The 20,162-nt window shown below is 59.3% G+C and carries 22 protein-coding genes; 14 read left to right on the top strand and 8 right to left on the bottom strand.

The annotated features are described in order from the left end of the window. Positions 1–187 precede the first annotated feature (187 nt). Positions 188–1,378, top strand: coding sequence for a redox-regulated ATPase YchF (locus HL45_RS14680; RefSeq protein WP_049971798.1), 1,191 nt, complete (start codon positions 188–190; stop codon positions 1,376–1,378). A gap of 664 nt (positions 1,379–2,042) precedes the next feature. Here the strand turns inward: HL45_RS14680 and engB are convergent. Further along, on the bottom strand, positions 2,043–2,663 hold the full coding sequence (gene engB, locus HL45_RS14675) for a GTP-binding protein EngB (protein ID WP_049971797.1): 621 nt from the start codon (positions 2,661–2,663) through the stop codon (positions 2,043–2,045). Positions 2,664–2,751: 88 nt separating this feature from the next. Here engB and HL45_RS14670 point away from each other — a divergent pair, with 88 nt between their 5' ends. The 3 genes from HL45_RS14670 (at position 2,752) to HL45_RS14660 (ending at position 6,236) form a co-directional block, all read left to right on the top strand. After that, positions 2,752–4,080 (top strand): TIGR00341 family protein, encoded by a 1,329-nt coding sequence (locus HL45_RS14670; protein WP_049971796.1) that lies wholly within the window; start codon positions 2,752–2,754, stop codon positions 4,078–4,080. A gap of 78 nt (positions 4,081–4,158) precedes the next feature. Next, on the top strand, positions 4,159–4,896 hold the full coding sequence (locus tag HL45_RS14665; protein WP_049971795.1) for an SIMPL domain-containing protein: 738 nt from the start codon (positions 4,159–4,161) through the stop codon (positions 4,894–4,896). Between the two features lie 32 nt (positions 4,897–4,928). Then, positions 4,929–6,236 carry a DUF389 domain-containing protein gene (locus HL45_RS14660; protein ID WP_049971794.1) on the top strand — a complete coding sequence of 436 codons (1,308 nt, stop codon included), beginning with the start codon at positions 4,929–4,931 and terminating at the stop codon, positions 6,234–6,236. Here the strand turns inward: HL45_RS14660 and HL45_RS14655 are convergent. Further along, positions 6,233–7,192 carry an NOG1 family protein gene (locus HL45_RS14655; protein ID WP_049971793.1) on the bottom strand — a complete coding sequence of 320 codons (960 nt, stop codon included), beginning with the start codon at positions 7,190–7,192 and terminating at the stop codon, positions 6,233–6,235. The genes HL45_RS14660 and HL45_RS14655 overlap by 4 nt on opposite strands. Before the next feature lie 150 nt (positions 7,193–7,342). On the opposite strand from HL45_RS14655, the gene HL45_RS14650 reads away from it, so the two are divergent. After that, on the top strand, positions 7,343–7,708 hold the full coding sequence (locus tag HL45_RS14650; protein ID WP_049971792.1) for a DUF5518 domain-containing protein: 366 nt from the start codon (positions 7,343–7,345) through the stop codon (positions 7,706–7,708). A gap of 31 nt (positions 7,709–7,739) precedes the next feature. Beyond that, complete coding sequence (locus HL45_RS14645; protein WP_049971791.1) at positions 7,740–8,054, top strand: ASCH domain-containing protein; 315 nt, start codon at positions 7,740–7,742, stop codon at positions 8,052–8,054. Positions 8,055–8,550: 496 nt separating this feature from the next. Here HL45_RS14645 and hisE read toward each other — a convergent pair whose 3' ends face one another. The 4 genes from hisE to HL45_RS14625 are packed head-to-tail and all read right to left on the bottom strand — an operon-like array spanning position 8,551 to position 10,139. Beyond that, a complete protein-coding gene (gene hisE / locus HL45_RS14640; protein WP_049971790.1) occupies positions 8,551–8,835 on the bottom strand; it encodes a phosphoribosyl-ATP diphosphatase in 285 nt (94 codons plus the stop codon). A 4-nt stretch (positions 8,836–8,839) separates the two neighbouring features. Next, positions 8,840–9,295, bottom strand: a complete 456-nt coding sequence (locus HL45_RS14635; protein WP_049971789.1) for a bifunctional nuclease family protein — start codon at positions 9,293–9,295, stop codon at positions 8,840–8,842. A gap of 60 nt (positions 9,296–9,355) precedes the next feature. Continuing rightward, positions 9,356–9,937 (bottom strand): pyridoxal 5'-phosphate synthase glutaminase subunit PdxT, encoded by a 582-nt coding sequence (pdxT, locus tag HL45_RS14630; RefSeq protein ID WP_049971788.1) that lies wholly within the window; start codon positions 9,935–9,937, stop codon positions 9,356–9,358. Positions 9,938–9,974: 37 nt separating this feature from the next. Then, positions 9,975–10,139, bottom strand: coding sequence for a preprotein translocase subunit Sec61beta (locus tag HL45_RS14625; RefSeq protein WP_049971787.1), 165 nt, complete (start codon positions 10,137–10,139; stop codon positions 9,975–9,977). A 144-nt stretch (positions 10,140–10,283) separates the two neighbouring features. Between HL45_RS14625 and HL45_RS14620 the strand changes: the two genes are divergently transcribed. The 3 genes from HL45_RS14620 (at position 10,284) to HL45_RS14610 (ending at position 12,438) form a co-directional block, all read left to right on the top strand. Beyond that, complete coding sequence (locus tag HL45_RS14620) at positions 10,284–11,243, top strand: phosphotransferase family protein (protein ID WP_049971786.1); 960 nt, start codon at positions 10,284–10,286, stop codon at positions 11,241–11,243. 124 nt (positions 11,244–11,367) lie between these two features. Then, complete coding sequence (locus tag HL45_RS14615) at positions 11,368–12,039, top strand: HAD family hydrolase (protein ID WP_049971785.1); 672 nt, start codon at positions 11,368–11,370, stop codon at positions 12,037–12,039. A gap of 3 nt (positions 12,040–12,042) precedes the next feature. Further along, positions 12,043–12,438: a thioredoxin family protein gene (locus HL45_RS14610; protein WP_267879595.1), complete on the top strand. Its 396-nt coding sequence runs from the start codon at positions 12,043–12,045 to the stop codon at positions 12,436–12,438. 106 nt (positions 12,439–12,544) lie between these two features. On the opposite strand, the gene npdG is transcribed toward HL45_RS14610, so the two are convergent. Continuing rightward, positions 12,545–13,213, bottom strand: a complete 669-nt coding sequence (gene npdG, locus HL45_RS14605; RefSeq protein WP_049971783.1) for an NADPH-dependent F420 reductase — start codon at positions 13,211–13,213, stop codon at positions 12,545–12,547. A gap of 759 nt (positions 13,214–13,972) precedes the next feature. On the opposite strand from npdG, the gene HL45_RS14600 reads away from it, so the two are divergent. Then, positions 13,973–14,782, top strand: a complete 810-nt coding sequence (locus tag HL45_RS14600; RefSeq protein ID WP_049971782.1) for an aldo/keto reductase — start codon at positions 13,973–13,975, stop codon at positions 14,780–14,782. Here HL45_RS14600 and HL45_RS14595 read toward each other — a convergent pair whose 3' ends face one another. Continuing rightward, positions 14,783–16,753, bottom strand: a complete 1,971-nt coding sequence (locus tag HL45_RS14595) for a bacterio-opsin activator domain-containing protein (RefSeq protein WP_049971781.1) — start codon at positions 16,751–16,753, stop codon at positions 14,783–14,785. Positions 16,754–16,965: 212 nt separating this feature from the next. Between HL45_RS14595 and kdgK1 the strand changes: the two genes are divergently transcribed. The 4 genes from kdgK1 (at position 16,966) to HL45_RS14580 (ending at position 20,136) form a co-directional block, all read left to right on the top strand. Continuing rightward, a complete protein-coding gene (kdgK1, locus tag HL45_RS14590) occupies positions 16,966–17,919 on the top strand; it encodes a bifunctional 2-dehydro-3-deoxygluconokinase/2-dehydro-3-deoxygalactonokinase (RefSeq protein ID WP_049972066.1) in 954 nt (317 codons plus the stop codon). An 86-nt stretch (positions 17,920–18,005) separates the two neighbouring features. Then, on the top strand, positions 18,006–18,134 hold the full coding sequence (locus HL45_RS21830; RefSeq protein ID WP_267879594.1) for a hypothetical protein: 129 nt from the start codon (positions 18,006–18,008) through the stop codon (positions 18,132–18,134). 234 nt (positions 18,135–18,368) lie between these two features. Beyond that, positions 18,369–19,772: a dihydrolipoyl dehydrogenase family protein gene (locus HL45_RS14585; RefSeq protein WP_049971780.1), complete on the top strand. Its 1,404-nt coding sequence runs from the start codon at positions 18,369–18,371 to the stop codon at positions 19,770–19,772. A gap of 67 nt (positions 19,773–19,839) precedes the next feature. Beyond that, on the top strand, positions 19,840–20,136 hold the full coding sequence (locus tag HL45_RS14580; protein WP_049971779.1) for a DUF6432 family protein: 297 nt from the start codon (positions 19,840–19,842) through the stop codon (positions 20,134–20,136). Positions 20,137–20,162 lie beyond the last annotated feature (26 nt).

The raw sequence follows: 20,162 nt of genomic DNA, 5'->3' as shown, positions 1-20,162 counted from the left end.
GCCATGAGTGACTGCGTGAGTTCGGGCGTGGCTTACGACTCGTGCGTTCTGCGGTGTCGGTCGCACTGGTTCGTGCAGTTGATTCAGTACCTCTTTTTTCTTTTTCTTTTCACGCCACTCGTTACCATTCGACAAACGTGTCAGCGTTTGAAAACTCCTTTACCCGCGGATTGCCCAGTCCGGCCTAATGAGTTACAAAATCGGACTCGTCGGGAAGCCCTCGGTGGGCAAATCGACGTTCTTCAACGCCGCGACGATGAACGACGTGCCGGAGGGTGCGTACCCGTTCACGACAATCGACCCCTCCGTGGGAGAGGCCTACGTGCGCGTGAAATGCGCCGCGCCCGAGTTCGATGAAACCTGTACCCCAAGCGTCGGTTTCTGCGAGGAAGGGACGCGATACGTCCCGACGAAACTCGTGGACGTGGCGGGCCTGATTCCCGGCGCGCACGAGGGCAAAGGGCTCGGAAACCAGTTCTTGACCGACCTGAACGAGGCCGACGTGCTGGTTCACGTCGTGGACTTCTCGGGAACCACCGACATCGAGGGCGAACCGACCGAGGGTCACGACCCGCGTGACGACATCGCGTTTCTGGAAAACGAACTCGACATGTGGTACCTCGAAATTTTGGAAAAAGGAATCGAGCGCTATCGCTCGGGCTACGACGGCGACGAGAAACACATCGAAATCGACCTCGCAGAACAGATGTCCGCGTTCAAAACGAACAAGGACGAAATCAAGCAAATCATCCTCTCGCTCGGACTCGATTTAGACCCCGACGAGTGGGAGGACGACGACCGCGAAGACCTCGCCCGCGAAATCCGCAAACGCACCAAACCGATGGTCATCGCGGCGAATAAAATGGACACGCCCGAAGCGCAGGAAAACTACGACGACATCACGTCCGACCCGGAGTACGAACACCTGACCATCGTCCCGGCCAGCGCCCACGCCGAGAAGGCCCTGAAGAACGCCGCCGAACAGGGCGTCATCGACTACGACGCTGGCGACGAGGACTTCGAAATCACGGGCGACGTGAGCGCAGAGCAGGAAGAAGGCCTCTCCCAGATTCGGGAGTTCGTCACGGAGTTCGACGGCACTGGCGTCCAGAAAGCAATAGAGGTCGCGCTGTTCGACGAACTCAATCTGATGGCCGTCTTCCCCGGTTCGGCAAACGGCAGTGCCAGCGAGAAGGGCGTCTTCCGCGACTGTTTCCTCCTCCCCGGCGGTTCCACCGCGGAGGACTTCGCGTACCACCTGCACAGCGACATCGGCGACGGGTTCCTGCACGGAATCGACTGTCGGAGCAAGCGCCAAATCGGTTCGAGTACGAAGTTAGACCATCGGTCTGTTGTGGAAATCGTCTCTACGAATTAGTAGATATCGAGTTTGAGGCAATTTTTCAATTTGCTATTTTAAGTGTTTGACACTGGTTTTGACCTATTCGACAGACTTCGTAGGAAGTTACCAATTCCAATCAGACCGTTCTAAAACCGCCACCAAGTAACTGGTTTGATGTTCAGGTGCAGGTAGCCATTGCCGACAACAAATAACCGCCGCCGCACCGCACCCGCCCACACCCCTCCCCAACCGACTCGCTCCGCTCGTCCACTGTCAGAGTTTGCTCTGACAAGCCGTTCGCTCGCTGTCGCTCACGAAGACCTCGCGCGCTTTTATTTGCCTTCTCGGACGACCGTATCATCGAAGGTTCGCCAGCGCGCGCCATCTTGCTTGATTAGCCAACCACAAAGGTGCGCCAGCGCATTCGCACGAGAACCGAACGCCAGTGAGGCGTGAGTGCAGTCCTGCGATGGCGGGGAGGGATGGGGAAACTGTGGTTGCGGTGCGGTGGCGGTTTCAGTGGAGTCGGGAGTACCTAGCAGTACTGCTAGCACAGGAAATAGAGGTCAGCCGATTTGTCGCAAACAGGTGTCTCAAAACCACGTATTCGACCTCACACGAACCTTTATATACCAGAAAGCAACCAAACCCGCCAGTGCCTGAGAACAGCCATCAAAAAATAACCTCCCAAAACTACCACTTACGAGAAGAACTTCAACAGGTCGTCGCGCTTCTGGTCGTGCAGATGCTCCTTCACCGACTCGTTCAGCGAATCGATACTCCCGCGCTTGGCGGTGATGGGCGCGATGGTGTCCTGCCACTGCTTCCACGGCGGGTGCAGTCCGAGACGGTCACAGAGGTCGTTCAGACGGTCATCCTTGTCATCCACCTTGTCCATCTTGTTCACCGCGACGACGACCGGGATGCCCACGTCTTGGAGGAAGTAGAACATCTCCACGTCGTGCGGGATTTCGTCTTCTCCGGAGTGGCGGTCGATGATGTCTACGACGCTTTTTCCGTCCACGACGAGGACGCCGAGCAGAATCTTCTCGGCGTTGTCCTCGATGTAGTGGACGATGTCGGTTTTGATTTTCTCCCTGTGCTTGTCGCTGACGCCGGACATGAAACCGAATCCCGGCAGGTCGGTGAGCATGAAATCCTCGCTCGTCCAGTCGAAATGGTTCGGTTTGCGAGTGACGCCGGGTTTGCCACCGGTTTCGAACTTGTGTCCCGTCAGTTCGCGCATGAGGGTGGATTTCCCGACGTTCGAGCGCCCGACGAAAACGATTTCGGCATCTCGGTCGGGTCGGTTGTCGAACATACTGTCCTTTTTTTCCGATGGGGCTTAACGGCCGTGTTTTCTGGTTCGAGCCAGCGATTATATCAATCTGCGAACCCCACCGGGAACTATGCGACTCCTACAGGTTTCTATCCCGACGGGCGAGCGCGAGGCGGTCGTGCAGGCGCTCGACGCCGAGGGAATCGACTTCTTTCTCACCGACGAGACGAGCGGGCGAAAATACACCGCAATCGCTACGTTTCCACTTCCACCGAACGCGGTTCAGCCGGTTCTCGACAAACTCCACGACGCAGGATTGAGCGACGAGGCGCACACGGTCATCATCGACGCCGAAACCGACACCTCGCGGCAGTTCGAGCAGTTAGAAAAGCGGTACGACGCCGAAAACGGCGGCGACCGAATTGCCCGCGACGAAATTCTCACGAAAGCCCGCGAGATGTCGCCTCGATTCCGAACTTTCATCTTCATGACCGTGGTGAGTGCCGTGGTTGCGACGGCGGGCCTCCTGCTCGATTCGCCCGCCGTCGTCGTCGGGTCGATGGTTATCGCTCCGCTGGTCGGCCCGGCATTGGGTGCGGGGGTCGGCACCGTCTTGGACGACCGCGACCTGTTCGTTCGCGGTGTCAAACTCCAACTGCTGGGTGTCGTTACGGCAATCGTCAGCGCGACCGTGTTTGCCTTACTCGTTCGGTACCTGTACCTCTTTCCGCCGAACACGGACGTTACTACCATCTCGCAAATCAGTGGACGATTGTCCCCTGATTTCCTCTCGCTCATCGTCGCACTCGGTGCCGGTGCGGCGGGTATCGTCAGCCTCGCCGCAGGTGTGTCGGTTGCACTCGTGGGCGTGATGATTGCCGCGGCGCTTATCCCGCCCGCCGCCGCCGTCGGCGTCGGCATCGCGTGGGGCGAACCGATGGTCGCGCTCGCGGCAGGCGTCCTCGTGCTGGTGAACGTTCTGTCCATCAATCTGTCCGCGATTGCGACGCTCCAGTACATGGGCTATCAGCCCCGCAGTTGGTTCAGGCTGGAGCGTTCCCGGGAGGAAACCATCCGTCGAATCGGATTTTTGGTTTTCTCGCTCGCCGTCCTCTCGATTTTTCTCGGCGGTGTGACCTACTCCACCTATCAGGACGCACAGTTCGAAGAAGGGGCGGATACGGCGGTGACGGAGGTATTTTCCGCGTCTCAGCTTCAGCAGGCGGAACGATTGGACATGCAGGTACAGTACCAGCAGAGGTTCTCGATGGGGGAAAACACGTACACGAGCGAGTTGCCGTTTCGAGAACCAAGTCGAGTTATCGTCATGGTCGGGCGACCGCAGGGTGAACGCTATCCGAACCTAACCACTCGACTCCAAAATCGAATCGAGCGCGAAACCGGGCGCGAAGTGGCGGTGCAGGTACGGTACATCGAAATAGAAGAAACGTCGGCCTGAACCCTGCTCGCAATCTGCCCGAATTCTATTCACTTCCTGCCCGAGCTATTTGGTTCTCGCCCTCGTCTCTCGTTCGCCATGCGACGCGCAGTCACGACAGCACTGGTGGTTCTCCTCTTTTTCGGTTCCATAGGGGCTGGAGCCAGTGGTGCGGCACAGAGTGAGAGTAGCGAATCGAACACGACGATTCGAGTATCCGCGGTCGGCGAAGCCGAATCGGAACCGAATCAGGCAGTCGTACTGCTTTCGGTCGTTCAGTCCGCGAGCGATGCCGAAACCGTTCGGGAGCGGCTCGCGCAGAACTCGTCCCGAATGCAAAGCGCACTCCGAGAAACCAATATCGGCGACGAGCAAATTCGAACCGTTTCGTTCGATATCTCGGAAGACCAATCCGGAGACGAAAGCCAACCCGAGTTTCGCGGGATTCACATCTTCGAAATCACCGTGAACGATACCTCTCGTGTCGGAGAAATCATCGACACGGCGGTACAGAACGGCGCGAGCGAAGTGAGCGGCGTCGAATTTACTCTGTCGGACAATCGAACCCGAGAACTCCGGGCGACCGCACTCGAAACCGCGATGCAGTCCGCCAGAACCGACGCGGAAACGATTGCTGGCGCGGAGAATCTGTCCGTCGTCGGCGTGCGAAACGTTTCGACCGTCGAACCCTCGTTCGTTCCGGTCGAAGCACGGACGACCACAGCGGCAAACGCTGGCGGAGAAACCAACGTCGAACCCGGGCCGGTGACGGTGTCCGTGCAGGTGGTCGTGACCTACGAGGCGCGGGAGAGCGATACAACTCGACAGGCGGCCTGAACGCTTTTGCTTCGCTGTCTTGTTGTGCGTTCGTGCGTCTAGTTCACGTTTTCGTCTCGGAAGAACAGAAAGAAGCGGTCTTCGAGGTACTCCAAGACTGCGAGGTCGATTACGTCACCACCACTGCATCGAGCGCCGCAACCGGCGGAACGCTGGTGGAGTTTCCACTCCCTACTGACGGCGTCAACGACGTTCTCGACTCGCTCCGCGAAGTGGGTCTGGACGAGGAGTCATACGTCGTCGTCGGTTCCGCAGAAACCGCGAGGACGGGGACGATGGAGCGACTGCAAAACCGGTACGCGAGCGATTTTTCGCCGCTTGCGACAGCCGAACTCCGGTCGAAATCTCGGGATATGTCCTACGATTTGTATTCGTTCGTCTGGCTGGTGGCTGTCTCCGCGGTTATCGCCGCCGGAGGATTGCTCGTCGATTCGCCCGCCGTCATCGTCGGGTCGATGGTCATCGCCCCGCTGGTCGGGCCGGTTCTCACGACTGGCGTCGGCGTCGTCACCGACGACCGAAAAATGATGTCCGACAGCGTTCAACTGCAAGTCGTCGGCCTCGTCGTTGCCATCGTCACGTCGGCGATGTTCAGCTTGTTTCTTCGCGTGACGGGATTCGCTCCGGCAGGGCTTGCAATCTCCTCGATAGAGTTGGTGAGCGTCCGCCTCGCACCGACGCTGATTACGGTCGCCATCGGTCTTGGTGCGGGGTCTGCCGCCGCCTTCGCGCTCACGACGAAAGGGCCGACGGCGCTCGTCGGCGTGATGATTGCCGCGGCACTGCTTCCCGCCGCCGCGACGGTCGGTATCGCCCTCGTCTGGGGCGCGCTCATCGTGGCGTTGGGTTCCGCTCTCTTGCTGACGATGACGCTCATCTTCATCAACCTCGCGGTCATCGCCACGCTTCGGTATCTCGGCTACCAGTCGGACGACCACGATTCTGAGACGGATGCGGGTGAAAATCATCCGTCGTGGACGATTCCGCGGTTCGCCGCGGTTGCCCTGCTCGTCCTCGTCGTGACGGGCGTTTTGGCGGGAACGTTCATTCAACTCTCGTTCGAACGCGAGGCGACGACAAGCGTCGAGGAAGTTATCGACCGACCGGCGTACGACGGGTTGGAAGTCGTCGCAGTCAGAACCCAGTACGACGGTCGGCCGTTCGATTCCGCTCGAACCGTCTCGGTCACGCTTAGCAAATCATCGAACAGAACGTATCCGGCCGTTGCGGCCGATATTCAACGGCAGGTTGCCAGTCGAACGGGAGAAGAGCCGGAAGTTCGAGTCCGATTTCAGGAGTATCAGGTCGCTTCTCCCAACTCTCGACTCGCGCCAGATTAGCCGTCGAACGGCAGTTCGGGTTCGTAGCCGATGGCTTCCACGGCGGCATCGAGGGTTTCGGTGACGTTGTCGTCTTCTTCGATGCTCATGTACAGGTCTGCCTCCACGTCGGTCGAGAGGTCTGCTTTGTTGCACACCGTGAGCACCGGCACATCACCGAACTGTTTTTCCACCGAATCGCGGAGTTCGAGTTGCGCGTCCAATGGGTAGCCACAGTACGCGCTAGCGTCCACCATGAACAGGATGCAGTCCGCGACGTGTGTCAGTGCCGACACCGCCTGCCTTTCGATGGCGTTTCGCTCGTCCTCCGGCCGGTCGAGGAGGCCGGGTGTGTCCACGATTTGGTATCGGATGTGGTCGCGCTCGAAGTGGCCAACACGGACACTTTTCGTCGTGAACGGATACTTTGCAATTTCGTTCCGTGCGCGGGTGACGTCGTTGACGAACGAGGATTTCCCCACGTTGGGGTAGCCCGCGACGACCACGGTCGGGTCGTCGGGATTGATTTCGGGCAGTTTCCGCAGGTCGTTCCGTGCGGCACCGACGCGGTCTAAGTCGTCCTCGACTTCCTCCACGATGTCCGCGAGGCGGGCGAACCCTTGCTTGCGAACTTTTCGGGTGTAGTTGATGTCGCCGCGGAGTTTGCCTTGGTACTCGCGGCCGATTTCTTTCGTCTTTCGTGAGGCCCACTGGATTTCCGACAGGCTCTTTCGAATCTCGTCTACTTCCACTACGGCGTCCGCGAGTTCGTAGTAGAAGGGGTCTACCTCGCCGAAGTCCGGCCACGCGGTGACGACGTTCTGCAGGTTATCCGAAAGCACGTTCGAGGCGGTCTGGAGCATGGACTGCTGGGCTTGGATGCCGCTTTTGGCCCGCCCCGCCCGTGCCGCCCGCGAAAATGCCTTGTCGATGAGTTCCTCCGACGTGGGCGTTGTCGGTAGGGTCTCGAAAATCATGGTCATCCGTATGGACTCCCGGGTTAAAAGGGCGTCCATAGCGTCGTTCGACTCCATTTTGTGTTCAACTCTGTTTCGAATCGACTCCGTCTCGCGCTCTGCCCGTTTCGGCGGGAGACTTTTGCTCGTCCGAGGCCTACGGAATACATCATGACGAACTGGTACGCAGTTTTCGTCGGCTTCGTCGTCTCGGTTATCGCGGGCGTCGTCGCGTTCGCCGTTCCCGGAATCGGCCACATTGGTGCCGGACTTATCGGTGGATTCGCCGCAGGCTACGTCGCAGGCGGTGGGTTGGGCAGTGGCTTCTGGCACGGCCTGCTCGCAGGGGCGCTTGGCGGAATCGTCGTCGCCCTCTTTTTGGGCCTCGCCGGAACCGTCGTCGGCGGACTGGCGGGCGGCCCCGTCGGGTCGCTGTTCGGCGGCATCGGCATCTTCGCCGCCGCGCTTCTCGTCGCGTTCATCATGGCGCTCGACAGCGCGCTCGGCGGGATGGTCGGGTCGCTGTTGAAAAGTTAGCGTATTTTTGTCCACGGGCCGAATAGCCGGTATGGCCGAAATCGACGCCGACACCGTCCTTCCAGCAGAGCACATCCAACAGGCAGTCGCCTCCGGGCGCGTCTCGCAGTTGCACCGCGGCGACCAGTACGCAGACGAGGGCGACACGTTCGACATTTCCGGCAAGACATTCGAAGTGGTCGAAGTGACCGAGCGAAAACTCGGCGATTTGACCAACGAAGATGCGCAGGCCGAGGGGTCGGAAGATTTGGATGGCTACCGCGAGCGTCTAAACCACGCCCACGATCATTTCGAATGGGACGACGATGTGACCGTCTACCGACACCGATTCGAGCGACAGGAGTGAACACGGGATTCGCGTGGTTGTTTTGTAAATTGGTACTGAGTTGCTTTTGCCACTGTGTTGTGAACAGACTGCATTGCTTTTGCCACTGTGTTGGAACAAATCACGACAACAAATACCGCCACCGCTACAGCAACCGGCCACGCCCTCCCCAACCGATTCCTTCGTCACTGCGTTTCTCAGTCATCCCTCGCGCGGGCGAACCACGGTTCGCCTTCGCGCGCCATATGGAACATTCGGGTTTTCTATTCGATACAAACCCTGTGGCGCGTGCGTCGGCAGACCCTCGGACTCTTCGTCCGAGGGTCTGCCAATTTTCGCGCGAGGGATGAGTGCGCGAACGAATGTGAGCGCACGAGTCGGTTGGGGAGGGAGTGGCCGGGTGCGGTCATGTATTGTCGTGATTACCTAGCGTTACAATGAGGTAAATCACACAAAACCGAACCAGTACTTATCGCCCGATTCTCGCTTAACCGTTCGAAACCTCCCATTCCCGCCCTTATCCCCGCTCTGCCAACTCAGACCGTAAATCCTCCAAATCCATATCCTTCATGGCCAGCAACACCAACAGATGATAGACGATGTCTGCGCTCTCGTGCGCGATTTCCTCGTAGTCGTCGTCCTTCGCGGCGAGGACGAGTTCCGTCGTCTCCTCGCCGAGTTTTTCGAGGACGGCGTTCTGGCCCTTCTCGTGGGTGAACAGCGATGCGGTGTAGGAGTCTTCGGGGAGCGTCTCCTTTCTGTCCTCGATAACGTCGAAAAGGTCGTCTAGTACGTCGTCCATGGCTCTATTTCGCACCAATTTGGGCAACTTCTCTGATGTCCTGTAGTTCGTCGAACTGCTCGCGCTCCTGTTGGCCGTGGTGGAACACCTCGTCCGCGACTTCGATGGGCGCGTTGGTGCGCGATGCGAGCGCCAGCGAGTCACTCGGCCGAGCGTCAACGACTTCGGGGCCGCGGGGCGTCTGAATGTGGAGTTCGGCGATGTAGGTGCTGTCGTCGAGTTCGCTGACGACGACGCGTTCTACGCGCCCGCCGAGTTCCTCCATCACGTCGAGCAAGAGGTCGTGGGTCAGGGGTCGCCCGATGTCCTCGGCTTCCATCCCCCGGGCGATGCTGATACCCTCTTCGAATCGGATGAAAATAGGAAGCACGTCGTCGCCGTCGTTCGGCGCGAGTACGACGACCGGGAGCGGCCCGTCCCCGGTCGCGGCGACGCGCACCGCGTCGATTGAAACGTCCATAGCCAAACGGAAGCGACCCAGTGCCAAAAACTCTTGCTCACTGCGGTGCAGGGTGGGCCGTCAGTCGCCGAAAAACGCAAGCCCGTGAATCCGACTGTCCGGCGTCAGCTCCGGATGGAACGAGGTTCCGACGACGGGGCCATCTCGCACGGCCACGGGTCTGCCGTCCCATTCTGCCAGCACCTCGGCGTCCCCCACTTCGCTGATGAGCGGTGCCCGGATGAACACGGACGGGAACGGGTCGGAAAGATCGGTCACGGAAAGCGGGGCCTCGAAACTGTCCTTTTGGCGTCCGAAGGCGTTGCGCTCGACCGTCACGTCCAGCAGACCGAGGTTTTCCACGCGGTCGTCTCCGGCATCCGCGGCGGCCACGATAAGCCCGGCGCAGGTGGCGAGCACCGGTTTTCCGGCCTCGACGTGCGCCTGAATTTCCGGGGCGATTTCCTCCGACTGGAGCAAGCGCGAGATGGCGGTGGATTCGCCACCGGGCATGCAGAGCAGGTCACAGTCCGGGACGATGCCGGATTGGCGGATTTCGGTGACATCGGCCGTCTCGCCATGGGCTGTGGCGGCCTGCCGAATCGCGTCGGCGTGTTCGCTCACGTCGCCTTGGACGGCGATAACGCCAGCGTTGAGACTCATACCGGGAGTTGGAAACACGTCGGCAAAAGGGACTCGTTTAGATTGCGAGGACGTTCAGCACCATGATGAGGATGCCGAAGAGGATGCCGAACGCGAAGACGCTTTTCGGATTGATTCGAATCGCGTTCCGGTCTTCCGCATCGAAATATCGCACGAGTCCGGCGCTGGACATCAGTCCGCCGGAGTTTTGACCACTGCTCATACGTTCGGTTCCGATAGCATCCCGGGTAAACCTTTCGCAACGATTGTCGTCCGATGGTTTTCGGACGAAACCGGCCTCCGCTGCCGTTCGATTGTTCTAAAATGTCACCGATATTTCTTTATCGGGAACGCACAACATCGCTCCATGGACGAACAAATCGCGTCGGTGCTCTCCCGCGCGTTCTCCGACCGCGAGGTTGCCGAGGTGAAGTCTTCCGGTCCGTCGTGGAACGACCAGAACCGAACCGTCGGCATCGATTTCACCGACGGTGAGAGCATCTTTCTGAAGATGTCGAACGAGGGTGACGGAACCCGAATCGACCGCGAGCAAGCGGTCATCGACTACGTTCGGGAAAACTGCTCGGTTGCCGTGCCGAAAGTTGTCGCCTCTGATTCCGAAAACGAGATTCCGTATCTCGCTACTGCACCGGTATCCGGAGAGAACTTCATTCACCTGTGGTCGGATGCGAGCGCGACCCGGCGGGCCGCGCTCGCTCGTCAAGTCGGAAAATCGCTTGCGACCGTTCACTCGCTTCGTTTCGAAAATCACGGCCACATCGTCGGCGGCGATGCGACCGTCCTCGAACTCGAAACGGGGCCATGGACGGACGTTCTCATCGACACGGTTTATGAACTACGGGAAATCGCTTCCTCGAACCGTTTCGACCACCATTTCGATGCGGTGGTTTCAGCCGTCGAAACGAATCGTGAACTGCTGGACGAGGCACCCGCCGCACTCCTTCACGGCGACCCTGCCCGGCCGAACTGCTTCGGCACCGACGGCGGAATCGGCTTTCTCGACTGGGAAATCGGGCACGTCGGCGACCCGGTTCGGGAAATCTACCGCACCCAAAATTTGCAGTTCGGCTCGCTTCGCGCCGACGCTCCCGAAGAACTCGTCTCCGCGTTCTACGACGGCTACCGCGAGCAAGCAGGCGGATTTCCGCCGGGATTCGAATCCCGCCGTCCGGTTTATGCGGCGGTTCGGTTCCTCGGCCATTCCGGCGTTTTCGACAAATGGGCGGACTTCCTCGATGAGTCGCCCGAGGAACTCGCGGCGTGGATGGACGAAGAGATGGAACGACGGCTTGCCGAAATCGACTGAGTGATTTGTCGTCTCCTTTCGCTCTCCGTTTCAGCAAGTACCAACAAAGAATTTCAATTGAGACAACTAATCGGCCACTCTGGATGTTGAAATTTAGCCCGACGATGCACGGAGACGACAGCGGATGACCGAATACGACGCAGTCATCTTCGACAACGACGGCGTCCTCGTCGAACCACCTGCTTACGACACGCAAGCCGAGGCTACACGAACCGCGTTCGAAGCGGTTGGCGTCGCGGACGTAGACCGAAACTATCTCGATGCGGTCATTAGCGGCATCACCGTCGATGGACTCCGAGAAATCTGTACAGCCTACAACCTCGATCCGGAGTCCTTCTGGGAAGCGCGCGAATACCACGACGAGCAGTCGCAACTGGAGAAATTCAGAGCAGGCGTTCGAACCTGTTACGACGACGTTTCGGCACTCTCCGCGCTTTCCGACCACCCAATCTCCTGTGCCCTCGTGAGCAACAACCACCACAGCACTATCGAGTTCATCTTGGAGTTCTTCGAATTGCACTCTTTGTTCGACACCTACTACGGTCGCCCCAAGGCCATCGACAGCCTCCGGTGGAAGAAACCGAATCCGCACTATCTCGACAAAGCACTCGCCGACCTCAACGCAGAATCCGCACTCTACGTCGGCGACAGCCAAAGCGACGTGGTCGCGGCCCACCGCGCGGGCATGGATTCGGCGTTCGTCCGCCGAGCGCACTGCTCCAACCTGAACCTTGCCGTGACTCCGACTTACGAGGTGGAGACGCTCCACGATGTTACAGCAATCGTATCCGACTGAAATATGTCAAAATCGGACGGTAGAACCTTATATCCGGGGTTTCAGTGTTCGTCGCATCATGAAAACAGGCGGCAGAGTTGGCAGAGTGAGAAACCCTTATGCACGCGGCGACGGAATCTCGACAGAGAGACGATGACCGTCAAGCTACTCGACTTCTACGCAGATTGGTGTGGCCCGTGCAAGACGCAAGACCCAATTCTCGACGACCTCCAAGAGGACTGGGGAGACGTCGAGTTCGAGAAAGTGGACGTAGATGAGCATCAGGACGTCGCCAACGAATACCAAGTGCGCTCGATTCCGACCATCGTCATCGAAGACGACGAGGGCGTCGTCGAGCGATTCGTCGGCGTCACCCAACGCGACGACTTGGAGCGCGTCCTCGAAGAAGCAGGCGCGTAAGTCGGAACATTGAAAAGTCGAAAATCGGCAATCGATAACCAACAACCAACGTTTTTCGGTTCGCTACTCCCTGAGCGACTGTGTCAGTTGAATCGGCAACGGTGCGCTATTCGAACCTGACGCCCACGTCGTGCAGTCCTGCGTTGTTCATTGCGAGGTTGATGAGCAGTGGCGTCATGCTCTCGACTTCCGCGCTGTTTGCCAGACCACCGGCGTCCAGTGGCCGCAGGCCTTCGATTCCGTCTGCGAGCAGTTTGACCGTCTCCTTTGCGTCCTCGTCGTCGCCCACGAGGAGCGTGTCCTGCGACAGTTCGGCTTCGAGGTCGGCGAGTCGCCCCGCCGAAAGACCGTGGAACGCGCCGACGACCGGGACATCCTCGGGTGCGGTTTCGGCCACTAGTTCCGTCACGCTCCCTGCTTTCGGCGGTTTGTAGTGGAATCCGTCTTCCTCGCGGTTCATCCCGACTGCGGGCGTCACCAGCACGTCCACGTCGTCCAGTCGGTCGGCCACCGATTCGACCGTATCCCGGACGTGGAACGGCGGCACCGCCAGCACCACGACGTCTGCGCGTTCGGCGGCCATCTCGTTGGCGAAGCCGTTAATCGAGCGCGAGACGTTCAAGCTGTCGAGTTCGGTTTCGTACTCGTCGGCCTTCGTTCGGGCCTTTTCGGGGTCGCGCGACCCGATGACGACCTCGTGGTCGGTGTCGAACGCCCAGCGGAGCGCGAGTCCCTGTCCGATGTCGCCAGTCCCGCCCAAAAGTGCGATTCGCATACACGAGGTGTCTGTCGGTACCGGGTTAAGTACTGCGAAAGGGATGTTTTCGTCGTGGATTTTTGGGTGACTTTGGTGGGTTTTGTGGTCGTAATTTGCTCGGGGAATGTGTGGTGTTGATTTGAATCGATTCACAGCCTGTAGTGGGGACCGAAGTTGCTGACTCCAAACGAAGCCCTCAGTCGCTCACTCCTCGCTCCGCTCGTCGTTCTCTCCTTCGCCCTTCATCCGCCAAGGCCCGCCACCGCAGTCTCCCCAGACCCCCCCGCCAGCGCGGGCTTGCACTCACGCCTCACTGGCGTTCGGCCCTCGTGCGATTCGCGCTGACGCTACCTTGCGACTGGGTAGTCAAGCGATGTGGCGCGTGCTGGTGCAGAACCGAGGACTCCACGTCCGAGGTTCCGCACTAAAATCGCGCGAGGTCTTCGTGAGCGACGGAGGAGTTCTCGTGAGTGACGGAGGAGCGAACGAGAGCACGGAAGAGCTGTGCTCTTCCGGAGCGAGCGAATGGCTCATCAGAGTTTGCCTCTGATGGTGGATGACTGAAACGAGCGACAGTGGGTGAAGGAATCGGTTGGGGAGGGTGTGGGCGGTGGCGGTCTGATTGGAGTCGTAACTTGCTATCTCCAAGCCTACACCAATTCGATTGACAATGCCTCCTGATTCCACAAATTCCACTCCACACTACTGGTTTCGAATCCCGCCGGAATTTCCGCCGCCACAACCGCTTTCCTATTGCTCGCCCTTGCTGTGAATACGATGTCATACGATGATAGCGACGGCATTCCGAAACTCGGACTCGGAACGTGGCAGAACACCGACGGCGAGGACTGCGCACACAGTGTGAAATACGCCCTCGACCTCGGCTACGAGCATATCGACACGGCACAGGCCTACAGCAACGAGGAGTACGTCGGCGAAGGAATCGAAGAATCGTCCGTCTCCCGCGAGGACTTCTTCCTCGCCACCAAGGTCTGGATTGACAACTTAGAACACGACGATGTACTGGAAACGACCCAAACCAGCCTCGACAAACTCGGGACGGAGTACGTAGATCTGCTCTACGTCCACTGGCCCGCCCGCGAGTACGACGCAGAAGAAACCCTCGCGGCCTTCGACCAACTGTACGACGAAGGCAAAATCGAACACGTCGGCGTGAGCAACTTCGAACCAGAACATCTGGCCGAGGCGCAGGAAATCCTCGACGCACCTCTCTTCGCCAATCAAGTCGAGATGCATCCGCTGCTTCAGCAGGACGAACTCCACGATTACGCGGTCGAAAACGACATTCAACTCGTGGCCTACTCGCCGCTCGCCCGCGGCGAGGTGTTCGACGTGCCGGAGCTGAACGACATCGCCGAAAAACACGGCGTCAGCGAAGCACAGGTCAGCCTCGCGTGGGTGATGCAGAAAGAGAACGTCGTCGCCATTCCGAAGGCGACCGGCGAAGACCACATCGAGGACAACTTCGCCGCACTCGACCTCGAACTGGACGACGAGGACGTGACGAAAATCGACGATATCGACCGCACGAGCCGAGAAGTTGACCCGAATTTCGCCCCGTGGTAATCATTCCGCGAAAAACGAACTGAACACCTTCGATTCCGCTTTTCGTAGATGTTGGTGGAGCGTTGGCGACGAGATGCCGAGCGCGTCGGCGACGTCCTCGGCGGTGCTGGCACGCGGCCAGTCGAAATATCCGGCCATGTAGGCCGCCCGAAGTGCGGCCAGTTGACGCTCGGTGAGGTCGCCTTCGAGGTCGGCCACGAGTTCGTCCACGGTCTCTGTGGGTCGCTCTCGTTCGCGCTTTCCCATCAGTTCGGACGACGGAAACATGCCTTTGAACGTTTCGACGACGTTCCGAACGTCCACGTCTGCGGGCAGTTCGGCGACGATTCGCGCCGCACCGTCCTCCACGACCGCCTCCGTCACCGATCCGCCCAGTTCCGTCAGCGTCAGCACCGGCGATGCTCCGACTACCGTCATCTCGAACAACGTCTCGTCGATGGCTCGAATCCGCTCGATATGGTTGGACTCCTCACCGCGTTCGAGTACGTCGTCCGTCGGTATACCCTCGATGCGACCGTATTCGAGAAGCGTCCCGGCCTCTCCCGGAACTATCTCTTCAAGGGCGCAGGTGGCACCGAACTCCTTCGACAGGGAGACGAAAAATGACCGTTCGTCGGTGACGCGGAACTCCAGTTCGACCACCCTGTCCGCGAAGAGCAATCGTTTGCTTTCTACGGCGTCGATGACGAACCCCACGAGTTCACCGAGGGCTTCGAATCCGACTGCCTCGCGCTCGCTGAAGGCGTCGGTTCGGGTGGCGTAGACGGCGAGGACGCCGTAAACCGTCTGGCCGTGCGAGAGGGGGAGCGCGATTCCGGAGCGAACCGCGCTATCGGTGATGGTTCGCCGTACCGACGCCGGAAATCGCTCGTCGGATTCGATGTCGTTGATGACGGTTAACTCCCCGGTGTGGAGGACTTCGCTGGCCGGGCGTTCCCAGTCGTTTTTGCTATTCGCCGCTTCGAACAGTTCCCGCGCACCGTCGTCGATCCCGGCTTCCGTTCTGACGGCGACACCGCCGGTATCTCTGTCTCGTTCGCCAATCCACGCGAACCGATAGAGATCCGAGTCGGCGAGATAGTCGCACACTGTTCGTTCGACTTCTTCGCGTGTCGCTGCCGAAACGAGTGCCCAGACGAGTTCGCGGATGACGACGTTGATGTGGTTCAGTGTCTCCAGTTCGTCACGGTGCTTGCGGAGCGTTCGCTCGCGGCGCTTTCGCTTGCTCACGTCGCGGACGACGCCGACGACGGTTTCGGCATCGTCGGCTTGGAGAAGGGCAAACCGCGTTTCGACTGGGAGCAGTGCCCCGTCTTTTCTGACGAGTTCGGAGTCCAACGCCGCAACGTCTTGCTTGCCGCTCGTGATTTCGACCGCCAACTGTTCGCCTCGCTTGAAATCTTCCTCGGTGCTCAGCACCGAGGCATGCAGGCCGAGCAACTGGTCTCGGTCGTACCCGGCCATCGCCGCGAATGCGTCGTTGACGGCGGTGTATCGGAGGTCTGCATCGAGGACGAACACGCCGTCGTTTATCGTCTCGAACAGGGTTTCGTACTGCTTGCGTTCGTTTTCGCGTCGTTTTCGCTCCGCGATGTTTCGGGCCGTTCCCGCGAGTCCGACGACGGTTCCGCTCTCGTCCGTGATGGGTGACCCGTTGAACTCGTGTGGAATCCGCTGGCCGTCCTCGGTCAACAGATGCGATTCGACGGTTTGGGTGACTCCCTGTTCCAACACTTTCCGCGTTGCTTTCTCTAACACCGGGCGCTCGTCCTCGGGGACGAGCGCCAGCGGACTCATCTCGGCAAGTTCGTCGTCGCTGTAGCCGGTTCGTTCTGACAGGCGGTCGTTCCACCGCCGGAGTCGAAACTCACTATCGATTGCATAGAACACGTCGGAAAGGGCGTCACAGAGGTCGCTCTCGAATGCATCAAATTTCTGATTTCGTGGTCGTTTTGGTTCTCGCTTCGTCATTCCCCTCTTCGCCGCTCGTATGTAGTTAGCTAACAAACATTATACTTTGCGTCGATTCGGATTTTCACCGACAATTTTTCGTCTACTGCTTTCTCTCCGTTGTCTGCTAGTTACACTCCGTTACCTGCTATCTCCTCTCTATTACCGTCTTCACTCCTCCACCAGCACATCCTACCGGGCGAACTATGCGTTCCGCGGACAATGTCGCGCATATGACCGACCTCGTGACGTTTGGCGAGACGATGCTGCGCCTCTCACCACCGAACAGTGAGCGAATCGAGAGTACTTCGACCCTCGAACTCCGGGCCGCGGGCGCGGAAAGCAACGTCGCCATCGCGGCAAATCGCCTCGGTGCGGAAACGATGTGGACATCGAAACTCCCGGACTCTCCCCTCGGTCGGCGGGTCGTCGCCGGACTCCGGCAGTACGGCATCGACACCGACATCGCGTGGACTGACGAGGGACGACAGGGAACCTACTATCTCGAACACGGCACCGACCCGCGCGGAACCAACGTCATCTACGACCGGGCCGACGCCGCGGTAACCACGACCAAACTCGACGACCTCCCGTTGGGTTCGATTCGAGACGCGAAAATTTTCTACACCTCCGGCATCACGCCCGCCCTCTCTTCGACCCTCGAATCGACCACTCGCGAGGTGCTTCAGGACACACAAGCCACCGGAACGACGACCGCTTTCGACGTGAACTATCGCTCGAAGCTCTGGTCGCCTGTCGAGGCTCGCGAGAGCCTGACCGACCTCTTCCCGGCAATCGACCTGCTCGTGACGGCGGCGCGCGACGCCCGCGACGTGCTCGGACGCTCCGGCGACGCCGAGGAAATCGCCCGCGGACTCGCCGCCGACTGGGACTTCGAAACGGTCGTCGTCACCCGCGGTTCTGCGGGCGCGCTGGCGTTTCACGACGGCGAGGTTTTCGAGCAGTCGGCCTTCGACACCGAGACGGTTGACCCGATTGGCACCGGGGACGCTTTCGTTGGCGCGTTCCTCGCCTGCCGACTGGACGGGGAAGACGTGCAAACGGCACTCGAATACGGTTCCGCGACTGCGGCGCTCAAACGCACGATTCCCGGCGACGTGGCCGTGGTGACGCGAGAGGAGGTCGAACGGGTCGTTGGATCCGATGTGAGCGAAATTTCACGATAGCGCTCACAAGCTGAAATTTTCGATCGTTTTTCTGAGTCTGCTGTTTGATTCGTTCTTATGTCAGTAGACAAAAACCGGGTTGGATTGTGATACAGAAATCACGATTCCAATCAGACCGCACCGCCACCGCATCCGTCTACACGCTTCCCCAACCGACTGCGTTCCTCGCTTCGCTCCCTGCGAGGGATGAGCATCGCAGGGAGCGAAGCGACTGAGAAGCGCAGTCGGTTGGGGAGGTGTGTGGCCCGTAGTTGCGGTGCTGTGGCGGTTTTCAGTGGAGTCGTGATTACCTAGCACCAAATCTCCAAAACTCCTCACATCAAATCTCCAAAACTCCTCGGTACCAAACCTCGACAAACTCTTCTGCTCCCACTTCAACGAACCAATCTACCCGCCATCTGAACCGACACCTCAAACGATAATGTCCCAGCACACCTTGTCACACCCATATGACCATTCAGGTCGCAATAATCGGAGCGTATGGAAGCGCGGGGGTCGCAGTCGCCGACGAACTCGCGGACGAACCGGGGGTTGAACTTACCCTCGTAGACGACGGCGAACCCGGCGGTGGCCTGTGCATCCTCCGCGGGTGCATGCCCTCCAAGGAAGTGCTGTCGGCCTCGGCGCACAAGTTCCACGCTCGGCACGACCCGCGACTGTCGAGGACGCCGGAGGTGAATTTGCAGTCAGTCGTGAACACGAAAAACGAACACATCTACAGTTTTGCGGAACACCGCCGGGCCGCGGTGCGCGACCTCGCGGAACGTGAGAACGTCGAATTCTACCACGATTCCGCCCGCTTCGTGGACGACCACACGATTCGAATCGGAAACGAAAAAATCGAGGCGGACTACGTCGTCATCGCCACCGGGTCGGTCGTGAACGTTCCCGACTTGCCCGGGATCGAGGACGTGGATTTCATGACCAGCGCGGACGTGCTGGATACGACTCAGTTCCCCGACTCGGGCGTCGTAATGGGATTCGGCTACGTCGGATTGGAACTCGTGCCCTACCTCACCGAGGCGGCGGGGATGGACATCACCGTCATCGAGCACGACGAGCGACCGCTGGACGAGGCCGACCCGGCGTTCGGCGACGAACTGCTCGACATCTACCGCGACCATTTCGGCGTCGAAATTCTGACCGACACGGACGAGAAGAGCGTCGAACCCACGGAAAACGGAATTCGGCTCCACGTCGAACAGGACGGCGACGAGCGCGCCATTGGGGCCGACGAACTATTTTTGTTCACCGGCCGCCAGCCCAATCTCGGCCGACTCGGACTGGAGAATACGAGTCTCGAACCCGAATCGAGGTGGGTTGAAGACACCATGCAGTCCCGCGACGACCCCCGAACATTCGTCGTCGGGGACGTAAACGGTAAAGAACCGATTTTACACGTCGCCAAAGAACAGGGATTCAAAGCCGCCGAAAACATCCTCGCGCACGCTCGCGGAGAGAGTCTCGAACCCTACGAAAACGTTCACCACCACGTCATCTTCTCGGCAACTGGCGTGTATCCGTTCGCTCGCGTCGGCTTCTCGGAAGAAGCGGCGAAAGCGCAAGGCCGCAACTACGTCGCAGTCTCACGGCAGGCCAGCGACGACGGCGTGTTCAAAACGAAACAGGCCACGGAAGGACTCGCAAAACTCGTCGTGGACGCTGACGACGGCACGGTTCTGGGCTATCAGGGGCTACATTACCACGCCGACGTGATGGCGAAGACGATGCAGGTGGTCGTGGAGCAGGAAATGGATGTGCGAGAGATTCCAGACCGGGCGTATCATCCGACGACGCCCGAGATTTTGGACGGACTGTTTCGGGATGCGAGTGCGGAGATTGGGGAGAAATAGCGAATCAGTTCAGTCAACAACTCGAATCGCAGGTAAGGCTAAAACCCGGGGTGACATAGAGACAGATATGAAGGCCAAGCGGGAGTATCGACGCCGCACGGACATCGAAGTCCGGGTACTCGACGCCCTCGTAGACCGGCACGAGGAGGGGATGACGGTGTTCGAACTTCGGACGCAGGTTGATGTCGATATTGACGATTTGGAGGACGCGCTGGGCAACCTCAAAGAGGACGGCCTCATCGACGCCGAGAAAGAAGACGGAAGAACCCTCATCAAACCCGACGAGCGCGTCATTCCCGACCCGGAGGAAGAAAGCGACGAACCGACAATCGTTGACCGCATCATTGACCGATTACCGCTCTAATCCGAACACATCCGACGTTTTTACCC

This window comes from Haladaptatus cibarius D43, assembly GCF_000710615.1.
In the GTDB taxonomy this organism is placed as follows: Archaea; Halobacteriota; Halobacteria; order Halobacteriales; family Haladaptataceae; genus Haladaptatus; species Haladaptatus cibarius.
This window is presented reverse-complemented; position numbering and strand designations above follow the sequence as displayed.